Annotated in this window: 10 protein-coding genes, 1 pseudogene and 1 riboswitch; of the genes and pseudogenes, 10 read left to right on the top strand and 1 reads right to left on the bottom strand. The window is 70.0% G+C overall.

Annotated features, from left to right (window positions below):
• Positions 1 to 215: 215 nt before the first annotated feature.
• Positions 216 to 2315: an RICIN domain-containing protein gene (locus ACZ60M_RS25090; RefSeq protein WP_465421927.1), complete on the bottom strand. Its 2100-nt coding sequence runs from the start codon at positions 2313 to 2315 to the stop codon at positions 216 to 218.
• Positions 2316 to 2579: 264 nt separating this feature from the next.
• Between ACZ60M_RS25090 and ACZ60M_RS25085 the strand changes: the two genes are divergently transcribed.
• The 10 genes and pseudogenes from ACZ60M_RS25085 (at position 2580) to thiC (ending at position 12943) form a co-directional block, all read left to right on the top strand.
• On the top strand, positions 2580 to 3836 hold the full coding sequence (locus tag ACZ60M_RS25085) for an ABC transporter substrate-binding protein (RefSeq protein WP_465421925.1): 1257 nt from the start codon (positions 2580 to 2582) through the stop codon (positions 3834 to 3836).
• A 70-nt stretch (positions 3837 to 3906) separates the two neighbouring features.
• A complete protein-coding gene (locus tag ACZ60M_RS25080) occupies positions 3907 to 4854 on the top strand; it encodes a carbohydrate ABC transporter permease (protein WP_465421923.1) in 948 nt (315 codons plus the stop codon).
• Positions 4851 to 5687, top strand: a complete 837-nt coding sequence (locus tag ACZ60M_RS25075) for a carbohydrate ABC transporter permease (protein ID WP_465421921.1) — start codon at positions 4851 to 4853, stop codon at positions 5685 to 5687. The genes ACZ60M_RS25080 and ACZ60M_RS25075 overlap by 4 nt, the downstream gene beginning before the upstream one ends.
• Positions 5684 to 6940 carry a family 1 glycosylhydrolase gene (locus ACZ60M_RS25070; RefSeq protein WP_465421920.1) on the top strand — a complete coding sequence of 419 codons (1257 nt, stop codon included), beginning with the start codon at positions 5684 to 5686 and terminating at the stop codon, positions 6938 to 6940. Before ACZ60M_RS25075 ends, ACZ60M_RS25070 begins: the two co-directional genes overlap by 4 nt.
• Before the next feature lie 94 nt (positions 6941 to 7034).
• Positions 7035 to 7141: riboswitch (TPP riboswitch) on the top strand.
• A 217-nt stretch (positions 7142 to 7358) separates the two neighbouring features.
• Positions 7359 to 7922: pseudogene (gene thiE, locus ACZ60M_RS25065) on the top strand (thiamine phosphate synthase); the annotation flags it as partial.
• A gap of 101 nt (positions 7923 to 8023) precedes the next feature.
• Entirely contained in the window at positions 8024 to 9157 is a 1134-nt protein-coding gene (thiO, locus tag ACZ60M_RS25060) for a glycine oxidase ThiO (RefSeq protein ID WP_465421918.1), read from the top strand.
• Positions 9154 to 9348 (top strand): sulfur carrier protein ThiS, encoded by a 195-nt coding sequence (gene thiS / locus ACZ60M_RS25055; protein WP_465421916.1) that lies wholly within the window; start codon positions 9154 to 9156, stop codon positions 9346 to 9348. Before thiO ends, thiS begins: the two co-directional genes overlap by 4 nt.
• Positions 9349 to 9350: 2 nt before the next feature.
• Positions 9351 to 10145 carry a thiazole synthase gene (locus tag ACZ60M_RS25050; RefSeq protein WP_465421915.1) on the top strand — a complete coding sequence of 265 codons (795 nt, stop codon included), beginning with the start codon at positions 9351 to 9353 and terminating at the stop codon, positions 10143 to 10145.
• Positions 10142 to 11086 (top strand): bifunctional hydroxymethylpyrimidine kinase/phosphomethylpyrimidine kinase, encoded by a 945-nt coding sequence (gene thiD / locus ACZ60M_RS25045; RefSeq protein WP_465421913.1) that lies wholly within the window; start codon positions 10142 to 10144, stop codon positions 11084 to 11086. Before ACZ60M_RS25050 ends, thiD begins: the two co-directional genes overlap by 4 nt.
• Positions 11087 to 11317: 231 nt before the next feature.
• Entirely contained in the window at positions 11318 to 12943 is a 1626-nt protein-coding gene (thiC, locus tag ACZ60M_RS25040) for a phosphomethylpyrimidine synthase ThiC (protein ID WP_465421911.1), read from the top strand.
• The last annotated feature ends 134 nt before the right edge of the window (positions 12944 to 13077 follow it).

Raw genomic sequence — 13077 nt, 5'->3', positions numbered from 1 at the left:
AAAAAGAAACGGAAAAAAAAAACAGGAGGAAAAAAGGTGGGCGCACCCCCACGTCGGGAAAAAAAAAAAAAACAAAAAAAAAAAAAAAAAAAACCCCCCCCCCCCCCCCCCCCCCCCCCCCCCCCCCGCCTCATTGCATTCGCGCTACAGGCTTGGCCTGCAGTGCATCCGGGCCGGTTGAGGCGGGCGCTCGGCCCGCCGCAACCGGCTTCCTGCTACTGGATGCCTTCCTTCACGAGCCGCCACTGCTGGCAGGTCAGCCCGTTCGAAGTCCACTGCTGCGCCACCGCGCCGTCCGCAGTGGAGCATCCGTCGATCTCCAGCATCTTGCCGCTGTTGGCGTTCGCGAACGTCCACCAGCCGCCGCTGGTCGCGGCGTTCCAGGACTGCGTCGAGCTGCCGGTCGAACCCCACTGCACCGCGTCCACCCCGTCGGCGGTCTGCGCCGACGGGATCTCCAGGAGCTTCCCGCTGTTGCGGTTGGTCAGCTGCACCGTCGAGGTGCCGCTGACGGTCCACCGCTGCGTCGCGTTGTTCGTGTCGCCCCACTGGCCCACGGCCGCGCCGTCGGTCGTCAACGCGCTCAGCACTTCCAGGTACTTGGAGCTGTTGCGGTTCTGCAGCTGGAACACCGGCGCGAGCGCGGTGCTGGAGTACAGGTGGATCGCGTCGAGCTCGGCGAAGTTGGTGCCCTTGGTGAACCGGATCGTGTTGGTGCCCGCGTTCAGGGTCACGGTCTTCTGCGCCCAGGCGTACCGGCCCCAGTCCACAGTGGCCGGGTAGCTGATAGAGGAGCCCGTGCCGCCGTTGACGCTCACCGAGTGGGTCGCGGCCGAGCCGTACCCGTTGTCGTAGCGGACGTTCATGGTGTACGTCCCGGCGGTCGGCACGTTCACCGTGAACTGCACGTAGCTGCCGGAGTTGTTGATGTTGCCGACCTTCGAGCCGTTCGCCGCCTGGACGTGGCTGACGGTGGTCGCGTCGTTGAGCGTCGCGTTCTCGGCCTCGTACTGCTGCGCGTCGAGCGGGATCGAGCCGACCCTGATGTCGTTCAGGTCCGAGACCGTGTTCTCGACGTTCGTGGCCTGGTAGAGCGTGCGGCCGTCGGCGCTGTAGTCGATGCCCTGCGCGAAGCCGGAGAAGCTGCCGCCCTGGGAGTCGCTGGCGTCGTAGGTGACCGCCATCGGCAGCCGCTCCCACGGCCCCTCGCCGAGGTTGTAGTTGACGTAGAAGTTCTGGCCGCCGTCGATGTTGCCGCTGCCGTCGAGCGACCACTTCGAGGCCACCACGACCATCCCCTTAGGACCGCCCGAGGGCACCCACTTGACGTACGGGGAGGAGCCGATGCCGCGCCCGTCGGCCAGCTTGATCTGCGTCCCGATGCTGGTGGTCGTGCCCCAGTTCAGGCCGTCGGCCGAGATCTTGTAGTAGACCGGCGCGGTGTTCTGCGACTGGCTGGGACGGTTGACGACCTCGAACGTCGCCATGTAGCGCCCGTCCTGCATCTTCGTCACGGTGATCATGCCCGGCCGGTCGCTCTGGTTGGTCGGCGCCGAGACGTTCACCAGCGAGCCCCAGGTCTTGCCGCCGTCGGTCGAGCGGCGGTAGGAGATCGCCTGCAGCACACCGCTGGCCTTCTGGCGCTCGTCCGAGAAGTACGCGGCCAGGCCGCCGTTCCCGTCGATCGCGAGCGAGGGCTCCCACACCGTGGTGGTCGTCGAGGTCGGCGACGGGTCGTAGACCGCCGGGCCGCCCGAGTCGATGGTGCTCAGGTAGCTCCAGCTCGAGCCCTGGTCGGTGCTCTTGTACACGACGAGGCGGCTCGACGAGCGGTCCTCGGGCATGACCATGCCCGCCAAGAGGATCGTGCCCGCCGCCAGGTCGCCGGTGGTCTGCGTGACCTCGTACAGGAACGGCTGCGCGGTGCGCGTGAGCGCAGGGAACTGGAGGCTCGGGTTGACCTCGGCGACCTTGGTCCAGCTCGCGCCGTCGTTGGTGCTGCGGTAGATCGGGTAGACCTGCACGCCGTTCTGCAGCACGAGCTGGTCGAACGTGACCAGCTGCGTCCCGTTCGAGCTGCCGCTGTTCTTCAGCACGATGATCTTGGCGTACGTGGTCCCGGCGGGCGTGCCGCCCTCGGGGTTGAACGAGCTGCCCGCCGCGGGCGCGTAGACGAGCGCGCCGTTGCCGGTGGTCACGGCCGCGGCAGGGGCCGGGGCCCAGCCGACCGCGACGGCGGCGCCGAGGAGGAGGAAAGCGGCGGCGGCCAGTATCGCGCCAGTTCGCCTGAACGAGAGGAGTTGAGGGCTTCGCATGGGACTCCCAATCTTTACAACGTTGTATCATGCGTGCGGGACATCGTAAGACCATCAATGCCCGCAGGTCAAGCCCCAGGTTGCGGATCTGATCACGGATCGGAAACGGAACGGAAACGAACCGGGGGTCCCGTTGACACGGCGGAGCGGGCGTGCGTACGATTCCCGTGATTACAACGTTGTACAAGACGGTTCCCCAGTACAGGGCCCCCTCGACGTTGTACCTACCAAAGACAACGCTGTCGCGTTGGGAGGGAACTGAACATGAAACGCAAGACCGTCCTCATCGGCGGCGCCGGCAGCGCCGCGCTGGCGTTCCTCGGCACCGGCTGCTCCGGCAGCGAGACCGGCGGCCCCGCCACCCTGACGTTCTGGCACGGCTACACCGAGGCCGACGGCGACGTCCTGCAGGGCATCGTCGACGACTTCAACGCCTCGCAGGAAGACATCACGGTCAACACCGAGGTCAAGACCTGGGCCAGCATCGACGACACCCTGCTGACGGCCCTGTCCGCCGGCGAGGGCCCCGACATCGTCGCCATGCCCGCCGAGCGCCTCCCCGTCTACGCCGACAAGGGCGCCTTCGCCGAGCTCGACAAGTTCTACAACGACGAGTCCTCGAACACCGCGAACCTCATCCCCGGCGCGGTCTCGATGATCGAGATCGAAGGCCGCAAGTACGGCGTGCCCACCGGCTTCGTGCCGCTGGCCGTCTACTACAACACCGCGCTCTTCGAGGCCGCGGGCGTCACCGAGTTCCCGGGCACCTGGGACGAGTGGGTCGAAGCCGCCAAGAAGCTCACTGTGGACGAAGACGGCGACGGCACCCCCGAGCAGTACGGCGTCGTCCTCCCCGACCACGCCACCGTCGCCAATGGACTCTGGCCGTCCCTGTTCTACGGCAACGGCGGCGACATCGTCTCCGAGGTCGTCGACGCCGTCATCGACTCGCCCGAGAACGCCGCGACCCTCGAATACTGGCAAAAGGCCATCGCCGACAACAAGATCTCGCCCACCGGCGTCGACGGCGTCGGCGCCGACGAGCTCTTCAGCGCCGGCAAGGCCGCCATGACCATCGGCGGCCCGTGGATGGCGTCCATCGCCACCGAGAACAACATCGAGTACGCGATCGCCCCGATCCCGGCCGGACCGGTCGCCCAGGCCGCCTCCGCCATCGGCGTCGCCATGGCCGTCACCGTCGACGCGGACGACAACGCCCGCGCCGCCGCCGAGAAGTTCTTCGCGTTCTTCCTCAACGACGAGAACGCCGCCGCCTGGTCGCTCGGCTCCGGCTGGCCGCCCCTGCGCACCGACGTGCCCGCCGAAGCGGTCAACTCCAACCCCGTCGTCGCCTCGCTCACCGAGATCGCCGACCTCGGCCGCCCGCTCCTGCCGGGCGTCGTCAACAGCGTCGACGTCCTCGCCGCCGTGGACGAGCTGACCCAGCGCGCCATCGCGGGCGAGGACATCGCCACGCTCCTCGCCGAGGCGCAGGAGACCGTCCAGGGCGCGCTCGACTAGCACCGCAACGCGAACGGTGGGGACGCCGCCCCTCGGCGTCCCCACCGCCCACAGGGGAGTGAAGGAGACCATGCACACCGCACCACCGACGGGCCGCCGCTACCGCCCGCCCGCACCGCTGGGCGGACGGCGCCGCGCCGACAGCCCCGCCGGCCGGGGCCTCAAAGCCGCCGCGTTCCTCGCCCCGGCACTGATCATCCTCGGCGCGTTCACGATCTGGCCGATGCTCTCGGCCCTGCGGCTGTCCTTCACGGACGCCAGCGGCTTCGGCGAACCCGAGTTCATCGGCCTCGAGAACTACATCGGCGTCTTCACCGACCCCGACATCCTCAACGCCGTCACCAACACCGCCCTCTACACGGTGCTGTTCACCCCCCTCGCGGTCGTCTCCGCGCTGGCGCTGGCGCTGCTGCTCAACAACCCGCGGCTGCCCTTCCGCGGCTTCTTCCGCACCGCCCTGTTCGTACCGTTCGTCGTGTCGTTCTCCGTGGCGGCCTTCGCCTGGAGCTACCTCGTCGACCCGCAGGTGGGCCTGCTCAACTACTGGCTGCGCGGGGCCGGCATCCAGATCGGCAACGTCCTGGAGGACCCGCACCTGGCCATGCCCATGGTCGTGCTCGTGGCCGTCTGGAAGCTCTTCGGCTTCTACTTCGTGATCTTCCTGGCCGGTCTCCAGGACATCCCGCCCTCGATCTACGAGGCCGCCCGCATGGACGGCGCCGGGGCGTGGTCCAGGCTGCGCAACGTCACGCTTCCCCTGCTGTCCAACACGATGGCGTTCGTGCTCATCTTCGCGATGATCGCCGCGCTCCAGGCCTTCGACCAGATCTACGTCATGACCGGCGGCGGCCCCTACGGCTCGACGCAGACCCTCGTCATGGAGATCTACGAGTCCGGTTTCCGCAAGCTCGACATCGGCTTCGCCTCGGCGCTGTCGTACGTGCTGCTCGCCGCGACCCTGCTGCTGAGCCTCGTGCAGTTCGTGTTCTTCGGCCGCAAAGAAAAGGACCTGGCATGAGGACGCGCCTCCGGGAACTCCGTCCCTCCACTGTGCTCGCGACGATCGCGTTCGTCGCCGTCACCGCCCTCGTGCTGCTGCCGATCGCGATCATCGTGCTCACCGCGTTCAAGCCCGCGGCCGAGGTCAACGCCTACCCGCCGAGCCTGCTCCCGGACGACTGGACGCTCGACAACCTCGCCACGGTCACTTCGGAACTGCCGTTCGCGCGGCTGGTCGGCAACAGCTTCGTGTTCGCCGGGGGCGTGACGCTCTTCGCGCTGGTCTTCGACTCGCTCGCCGCTTATGCGTTGGCGCGCTTGGACTTCACCGGGCGGCGGCTCCTGCTCGTCGTCATCATCGCGACGCTGATGATCCCGTTCCAGGCCACGCTCATCCCGCTGTACCAGCTGGTGGCCGACCTCGGCTGGGTGAACACGTACACCGGGCTCATCGCGCCGCGCGCCGCCGACGCGTTCGGGATCTTCTTCCTGCGCCAGTTCTTCCTCGCGCTGCCGCGCGACATCGACCAGGCCGCGCGCATCGACGGCGCGGGGGAGTTCCGGATCTTCCGGTCCATTGTGCTCCCGAACGCCGTTCCCGCCCTGCTCACCCTGGGGCTCTTCACCTTCGTCAACAACTGGAACGACCTGCTGTGGCCGCTGGTGTTCACCACCGACGCGGAGATGGGCACGATCACCTCGGGCCTGACGCAGCTCACCGGGCCCAGCGGCATCGTGCCGCACGGGGTGATGATGGCCGGCTCGCTGATCGCGATCCTGCCGCTCGTCATCGCGTTCCTCTTCATCCAGCGGCGTTTCATCGAGAACATCGCAACGACAGGACTCAAATGACCGGCTCCCCCAACTGGCACCTCGACGGCCGGTTCCACTTCGCCGTCGGTGTCGAGGACACCTTCGTGCCCCAGGCCGGGCCCGGCGAGCGGCCGATCGACGAGTACGAGCTCACCGAGCACTACGAGCGGTTCCACTCGGACCTGGGCCTGGCCGTCGAGGCCGGTGCGGAACTGGTGCGCTGGGGCGTGCCGTGGCACCGCATCCAGCCCGAGCCCGGCCGCTGGGACTGGGCCTGGCTCGACCGCGTCATGGACCGGTACGCCGAGCTGAACCTCCGGCCCATTGTGGACCTCATGCACTACGGCACTCCACTGTGGCTCGAGAACCAGTTTGCGAACCCGGACTACCCGAAGCTCGTCGCCGAGTACTCCGCGCAGGTCGCCGAGCGCTACCTGCACCTGGGCGTCACCGACTACACGCCGGTGAACGAGCCGATGATCCACGCGCTGTTCTCCGGCGAGTACGCGTACTGGCCCCCGTACCTCTCTGGGACGCAAGGGCTCAGCACGATGGTCGGGCAGCTCGGCCGCGGCTTCGTGCTCGCCCAGCGGGCCATGCGCGACGTGCTCGGCGACCGCGGGGTCTTCGTCCACGTCGACGCCGGGATGCGCTACGTCGGCGACATCGACGCGCCCGAGCACCGCGAGCACGCCGCCCGCCTCAAGGGGCAGGTATTCCTCGTCGAAGACCTCGTCACAGGCAAGGTGGACAGTGACCATCCACTTGAGAAGCACCTGCGCGCCAACGGATGGGGCGACGACGACTTCGCCTGGTTCGCCGAGGCGCCCGTGCTGCCCGACGTCATGGGCGTGAACTACTACCCCCGCCACTCCACCGAGGTCTTCGAGGCCGGGGTCTTCCACGGCGGCGGCTTCCGCGACCCGCGCCCGTTCCGCGACGACGGCGTCACGGGCATGAACGAGCTCGTCCGCGAAGCCGCCGACCGGTACGGGGCGCCGGTGATGCTCACCGAGACGTGCGTGACCGGGTCGGTCGCGGAGCGGATCGAGTGGCTCGACGAGTCGGTGGCCGCGCTGCACGGGCTGCGCGCGTCCGGCGTCGACGTCGTCGGGTACACGTGGTGGCCCCTGTTCGACATGTACGAGTGGACGTACCGGCACTCCGAGCTGCCGCGCGAGGCGCACCGGCTCACCATGGGGCTGTGGCGGCTCGAGGAGACCGCTCACGGTCTTGAACGGGTCCGCACCGAGGTCGCCGACCGCTTCAGGCACCACGCGCTCGGCGAATGACCGCCCGGCCCTCGCGGGCCGGGTGGTGTCCACTTCCTGACACCGCTCTTGCGAGGACCGCTCGCGATGACGTAGCGTAGCGGCCGTAAACGAATAAAACCCACGGGAGTCCGATGCATCGGGCTGAGAGGGGACTAGGTAGTCCCGACCGTCGAACCTGATCCAGATCATGCTGGCGCAGGGAGAAGGAGCTATGCGCGCTACTCGTCTACCCCGACTTCACGTCATCACCGACACCCGCGGCCCGATCGGCCCCTTGAACGGTGCTTTCCCTCCGGAACCTTCACCGACGCGCGGCCGTGCTGAGCTGGCGTCGGCGGGCGCGCCGATCGGCGATGCGCTTGCGGTGTCCTCCGGCTCGGCCCCGGCTTCCGCCGCGCCGGATGGCTTCGCTACCTCCCGACTTGTTGGGGCGCAACGCGATCCGCTTGCCGTCGTCGAGGCGGCTCTGATCGCCGGGGCGCGAATCGTCCAGGTCCGGCCCGAGGACCACTACACCGACCGCGCGGCCTTCGACCTCGCTACTGCGATCGCCGCGCTGTGCGATCACTACGGGGCGCTCTGCCTGGTGAACGACCGCGTGCACATCGCGCAGGCGGTCGGCGCGGACGGCGTCCACCTCGGCGCCGACGACCTCCCGATCGACGCCGCCCGGCGCGTCCTCCCGGCCGCCTCGATCATCGGCGGCACCGCCCGCGACCCCGAGTCGGCGCGCGCCGCGCGTCGGGCCGGGGCCACGTACCTCGGGGTCGGCCCCGTGTGGGGCACCACGACGAAAGCCGGCCTGCCGCAGCCGATCGGGCTCGAAGGCCTGGCCGCCGTGTGCGAGGCCGTCGACCTCCCGGTGATCGCCATCGGGGGCATCACGGCCGAGCGCGCAGCGCTGTGCCGCGAGGCGGGGGCCCACGGCGTGGCCGTGGTCGGTGCGATCTCGGCTGCCGGGGACCCGCGTCAGGCGACGGCGGAACTCCTTGCGGCCGTTGGCGAGGAGGGCAGCCGGTCCGGTGCGGACGACTTCGCTGACCGTCTCCGCGGGTCCGACTCGCCCGATACCGGCCTCCTGCGAGGGACGGGCGAAGGCTGATGCGCATCGCCATCGTCGGCGCCGGATCTATCGGGCTCGCCGTCGCGTGGCGGGCCGCCCAGTCCGGCGCGGAGGTCGTCGTGCACGACCCCGACCCGGGCTCGGGCGCCTCGCGCGTGGCCGCCGGCATGATCGCGCCCGTCACCGAAGCCCACTACGGCGAGGAAGCCCTCGGCCCCTTCATGGCCGAGTCGGCCGACGCCTGGCCCGGCTTCGCCCGCGAACTCGAAGCTGCGTCGGGCCTCCAGATCGGTTTCCGCGACGTGCCGACCCTCGTGGTCGGGGTCGAGGACGGCGACCGCGCCGAGGTCGACCGCCAGGCCGAGTTGTACCGGTTCACCGCAAGGAACGTCGAGCCGCTCACGGCGCGCGCCGCGCGCAAGGTCGAGCCGCTGCTGAGCCACCGGGTGCGCGGCGGGGTGCTCGCTCCGGAGGACCGTGCCGTCGATCCGCGTGTAGTACATGACGCACTACTGGTCGCGGCCCAGCGTGCCGGGGGCGAACTGCGTGCCGGACATGTTGATGACTTGGCGGCGCTCGACGCCGACCAGGTGGTCATCGCGGCCGGATGCGGATCGGCGAGATTTGTCGGTGCCGCCACGGCCACTCGCTGGCACCTGCCGGTCCGCCCGGTGCGAGGCGCCGTCCTCCGCCTCCGCGCCGTCGGCGACCAGCCGACTCCCCGGACCACGGTGCGCGGCTTCGTGAAAGGCCACCCGATCTACATAGTCGCCCGCGACAGCGGCGAGGTCGTCGTGGGCGCCTCCAGTGACGAGCGCGGCTTCGACCGCCGCACCGGCACCGCCGGAGCCGTGCACGACCTGCTGCGCCACGCCATCGAGCTCGTTCCCGAGATCGCCGAGTACCACCTCGACGAAGTGAGCGTCGGCTTCCGCCCCGGCACCCCCGACAACCTCCCGCTCATCGGCCGCCTCGACGAACGCACCATCGCCGCGACCGGCCACTACCGCAACGGCATCGCCCTCATCCCGGCCACCGCCACCGCGGTCGCGGCACTGCTCGCCGGAGACGACACGGCCGCCCCGGCCGCCTTCGACCCGCTCCGGTTCGGGCCCCCGCGAGACCCGCGCCCGGCCGTCGAACCCACATCCGCCCAGGAGGCCGATTCATGAACATCGAGGTCAATGGCGAAGCGCGTGAAGGCATCGCGACCATCGCCGACGCCGTCGCGGCCGTCACCACCGCCCGCCGCGGCATCGCCGTGGCGCTGAACGGCGAAGTCGTGCCGCGCTCCGAATGGGACCAATACCCGCTCACCGACGGCGACGCCGTCGAAGTCCTCACCGCGACCCAAGGAGGCTAGCCATGGAACAGCGCACCATCACCCGGTCCGACGCCGACCTGAAAATCGCCGACAAGACCTTCACCTCACGCCTCATCCTCGGCACCGGCGGCGCCGCCAACCACGCCCAGCTCGCCGAGGCCATCACCGCCTCCGGCACCGAACTCGTCACGGTCGCACTGCGACGCGTCGACCCCGGCGCCTCGGGCTCCATCCTGGACGTCATCGAGCGCTGCGGCGTCGAACTCCTCCCCAACACCGCCGGGTGCTTCACCGCCGAGCAGGCCGTGCGCACCGCCAAACTCGCCCGTGAAGCCTTCGCCACCAACTGGATCAAGCTCGAGGTCATCGGCGACGAGGACACCCTCCTTCCCGACCCCGTCGAACTCCTCGACGCCGCCGAAGCCCTTGTCGCCGACGGCTTCACCGTCCTGCCCTACACCAGCGACGACCCCGTGCTCGCCCGCCGCCTCGAAGACGCCGGCTGCGCCGCCGTCATGCCCCTCGCCGCCCCCATCGGCACCGGTCTCGGCGTCCGCAACCCGCACAACATGGCCCTGATCTGCGAGAACGCCAACGTGCCCGTCATCTGCGACGCGGGGATCGGCACCGCCTCCGATGCCGCGCTCGCCATGGAACTCGGCTGCTCGGCCGTCCTCCTCGCCACCGCCGTCACCCGCGCCGCCGACCCCGCGCTCATGGCCGCCGCCATGCGCGACGCCGTCAACGCCGGGCGCGCCGCCCGCCTCGCCGGACGCATCCCCAAGCGCCACTTGGCCAGCGCCTCGTCGAGCTTCGACGGCATGGCGGACCTGTGAGCGGCGCGCACCCTTCGCTGCGGGGCCCGCGAGCCGGGGACGGGCGCACCCCGCCCGTCGCCCTCACGATCGCCGGTTCCGACTCCGGCGGCGGCGCGGGCATCCAGGCGGACCTGCATACGTTCGCCGCGCACGGCGTCCACGGCACGAGCGTCATCACTGCGATCACCGCCCAGAACACGCGCGGCGTGACCGCCGCGGAGGCGGTCGGTACGGATCTCGTTCGGGCGCAACTGGACGCGGTCCTCGGGGACTTCCGGGTCGCGGCGGTCAAGACCGGGATGCTCGGCGGGGACGCGCTGCTCGCGCTCGTCGCGCAGTACGGCGAGGCCGACCGGCTGCCGAATCTGGTGGTCGACCCGGTCATGGTCACGACGACCGGCGATTCGCTCTTCGCGGGGGACCCGGCCGCGTATCTGGCGCGGCTCGGCCCGCTCGCGACCGTGTTGACGCCCAACCTGATCGAGGCCCGGCAGCTGCTCGGCCGGGAGATCGACACGGTCGACGACATGCGCGAGGCTGCCCGCGCGCTGGCGACGTACGGCCCGCGGGCGGTGCTCGTCAAGGGCGGGCACCGCGGGGCCGGAGTGGAGGAGTGTGACGGGCACCGCGAGGCCGGAGCGGGGGAGCGCGACGATCGTGTGCCGGGCGAGGCAGGGGGAGTGCCTGGCGGTTCGGCGTCTGCGGTCGACGTGCTCTGGTGCGACGGCCAGATGCTCGACCTCGCCGCGCCGCGGGTTGCGACCCGCAACGACCACGGCACCGGCTGCACGCTCGCGGCGGCGATCGCGGCCCGGCTGGCGCTCGGTCACCCGCTGCCGCAGGCGGTCGCGGGTGCGAAGGCCTACGTGACGGAGGCGCTGAAGGCCGCCGCCGACTGGCGTCTCGGCCTCGGCCCGGGCCCGGTTCATCACCACGGTGTACGGGGCGCAGCCCTGTGAGCGGTTGCGGTGCAACGAGTTCGTGGGCCGGATGGCGGCCGGTTTCCGGAGGCGCTGCGGGCGGCGCCGAACTGGGCCGCTGCGCTCGGTGCCCGGCGCGGTTTTCGGGGACGCCGAAAGCGCTGCGAAATCTGTGGGCCCCCGGTTTTAACCCTGACATAAGGGTCTGACATTTCGGCGCCGCCGGGTTCGAACGGCGGGCGCTGGACGATCGATATTCGAGGAGACATCATGAACGCCAGAAGCAAGGTCTACGCCGAAGGTTCGCGGCCCGACATCAAGGTCCCGTTCACCCAGGTGGAGTTGAGCGGCGGGGAGCCGCCGATCCGGCTGTACGACACCTCCGGGCCGGGGTCCGATCCCGAGGTCGGGCTGCCGAAGCTCCGTGAGGCGTGGATCGCCGAGCGCGCCGGGGCCGCCGCCAGCAAGATCGAGCACGGCGGGGCCGAGCTCGACTGCCCGACCCAGCTGCACTACGCCAAGCAGGGCATCGTCACCCCCGAGATGGAGTTCGTGGCCGTCCGCGAAGGCCTCGAAGCCGAGTTCGTGCGCGCCGAGATCGCCTCGGGCCGGGCGATCCTGCCCGCGAACATCAACCACCCCGAGACCGAGCCGATGATCATCGGCAAGAACTTCCTCACGAAGATCAACGCGAACATCGGCACCTCCGCGGTCTCCGACTCCGTCGCCGCCGAGGTCGAGAAGCTCACCTGGGCCACCAAGTGGGGCGCGGACACCGTGATGGACCTCTCCACCGGCAAGCACATCCACGAGACCCGCGAGCACATCATGCGGAACTCCCCGGTCCCGATCGGCACCGTCCCCCTCTACCAGGCCCTGGAGAAGGTCAACGGCGACCCGGTGAAGCTCACCTGGGAGGTCTACCGCGACACGATCATCGAGCAGGCCGAGCAGGGCGTCGACTACATGACCGTCCACGCCGGGGTCCTCCTGCGCTACGTCCCTCTCGCGGCCCGCCGCGTCACCGGGATCGTCTCGCGCGGCGGCTCGATCATGGCCGCCTGGTGCCTCGCCCACCACCAGGAGAACTTCCTGTACACGCACTACCGCGAGCTGTGCGAGATCTTCGCGGAGTACGACATCGCGTTCTCCCTCGGCGACGGCCTGCGCCCCGGCTCGATCGCCGACGCCAACGACGAGGCCCAGTTCGCCGAGCTTCGCACCCTCGGCGAGCTCACCCACATCGCGTGGGAGTACGACGTGCAGGTCATGTGCGAGGGCCCCGGCCACGTGCCGATGCACAAGATCAAGGAGAACGTCGACCTCCAGCAGGAGATCTGCGGCGAGGCCCCGTTCTACACGCTCGGCCCGCTCACCACCGACGTCGCGCCCGCCTACGACCACATCACCTCCGCGATCGGCGCGGCCATGATCGGCTGGTTCGGCACCGCGATGCTCTGCTATGTGACGCCGAAGGAGCACCTGGGCCTGCCCAACCGCGAGGACGTCAAGGACGGCGTGATCGCGTACAAGATCGCCGCCCACGCCGCCGACCTCGCCAAGGGCCACCCCGGCGCGCAGGCCTGGGACGATGCGCTCTCGAAAGCCCGCTTCGAGTTCCGCTGGCAGGACCAGTTCAACCTGTCGCTCGACCCCGACCGGGCCCGCGAGTACCACGACGAGACCCTGCCCGCCGAGCCTGCGAAGACCGCGCACTTCTGCTCCATGTGCGGCCCGAAGTTCTGCTCGATGAAGATCAGCCACGAGATCGCCGACCAGTTCGGCGGCGACGGCGCCGAGGCCACCCAGGAGGAGATCAACGCCGGGATGCTGCAGAAGTCGCAGGAGTTCGCCCGCACCGGCAACCGCGTCTACCTGCCGATGGCCGACCGCTGAGCCCGTCCCGGGGGGGGGGGGGGGGGGGGGGGGGGGGGGGGGGGGGAGGAAAGAGGGGGGGGGGGGGGGGGGGGGGGGGGGGTGTGGGGGGGGGGGGGGGGGGGGAGGGAAAAGCCAGGGAGGAGCGGGTCGGG

Source organism: Glycomyces sp. NPDC050141 (genome assembly GCF_055586545.1).
Note: the sequence above shows the minus strand (reverse complement) of the source record. Positions and strands in the feature narration are given on the sequence as shown.

Excerpts from the sequence above, each read along its gene's own strand:
- ACZ60M_RS25090 (WP_465421927.1), bottom strand. The coding sequence starts at position 2,315 with ATGCGAAGCCCTCAACTCCTCTCGTTCAGGCGAACTGGCGCGATACTG.
- ACZ60M_RS25085 (WP_465421925.1), top strand. The coding sequence starts at position 2,580 with ATGAAACGCAAGACCGTCCTCATCGGCGGCGCCGGCAGCGCCGCGCTG.
- ACZ60M_RS25080 (WP_465421923.1), top strand. The coding sequence starts at position 3,907 with ATGCACACCGCACCACCGACGGGCCGCCGCTACCGCCCGCCCGCACCG.
- ACZ60M_RS25075 (WP_465421921.1), top strand. The coding sequence starts at position 4,851 with ATGAGGACGCGCCTCCGGGAACTCCGTCCCTCCACTGTGCTCGCGACG.
- ACZ60M_RS25070 (WP_465421920.1), top strand. The coding sequence starts at position 5,684 with ATGACCGGCTCCCCCAACTGGCACCTCGACGGCCGGTTCCACTTCGCC.
- thiO (WP_465421918.1), top strand. The coding sequence starts at position 8,024 with ATGCGCATCGCCATCGTCGGCGCCGGATCTATCGGGCTCGCCGTCGCG.
- thiS (WP_465421916.1), top strand. The coding sequence starts at position 9,154 with ATGAACATCGAGGTCAATGGCGAAGCGCGTGAAGGCATCGCGACCATC.
- ACZ60M_RS25050 (WP_465421915.1), top strand. The coding sequence starts at position 9,351 with ATGGAACAGCGCACCATCACCCGGTCCGACGCCGACCTGAAAATCGCC.
- thiC (WP_465421911.1), top strand. The coding sequence starts at position 11,318 with ATGAACGCCAGAAGCAAGGTCTACGCCGAAGGTTCGCGGCCCGACATC.